We start from the raw sequence: 652 nt of genomic DNA, 5'->3' as shown, positions 1-652 counted from the left end.
CTCTTGCTTTCATTCTTCTCGCGCCTTGATCAGCTAAATCTCTTTAGCACAATACAATAATTAAAAATTAATTAAGTTAAGTTAAATCAAATCGGATTTTAAATCAAAATACTCTTTGAACCTTAATTAAACATCGATGCGTAGATGGTGGAGCCAAGCGGGATCGAACCGCTGACCTCCTGCGTGCAAAGCAGGCGCTCTCCCAGCTGAGCTATGGCCCCTTTCCTGAAAACGGAGGACTGACGACGGATGACAGATAATCGAATCACTTCGTGATGATTTATTTTCAACTTCACTACCAGCATCTTTATGCTAGACAATAAAATAAAAATAATCCGTGCAGCTTACTGCACTCAAATACCGTCTTCTGCCATCTGTCTTCCGTTCTCCGAACTGGTGGGTCTGAGTAGACTTGAACTACCGACCTCACCCTTATCAGGGGTGCGCTCTAACCAGCTGAGCTACAGACCCGGCTCCGAAGACGGAAAACTGAGGACAGAGAACAGTAGTCGAATCACTTCGTGATGATTTATTTTTAATTTCACTATCAACACCTTTATGCCAAACAATAAAATAAAAAAACAATCTGTGCAGCTTGCTGCACTCAAATACCGTCTTCTGCCATCTGTCTTCCGTCCTCGTGATTAATAAA

At 42.2% G+C, this 652-nt stretch carries 2 tRNA genes; both read right to left on the bottom strand.

Annotated elements, in window-relative coordinates:
• Positions 1–145: 145 nt before the first annotated feature.
• Positions 146–221 (bottom strand) — tRNA-Ala (locus tag DNK85_RS09970).
• 173 nt (positions 222–394) lie between these two features.
• Positions 395–471: transfer RNA gene (locus DNK85_RS09965), tRNA-Ile, on the bottom strand.
• Positions 472–652 lie beyond the last annotated feature (181 nt).

This window comes from Cysteiniphilum halobium, from assembly GCF_003574425.1.
Classification (GTDB): Bacteria; Pseudomonadota; Gammaproteobacteria; order Francisellales; family Francisellaceae; genus Caedibacter; species Caedibacter halobius.
The sequence above is the reverse complement of the archived record's forward strand: the minus strand, read 5'-3'. Positions and strand labels throughout refer to the sequence as shown.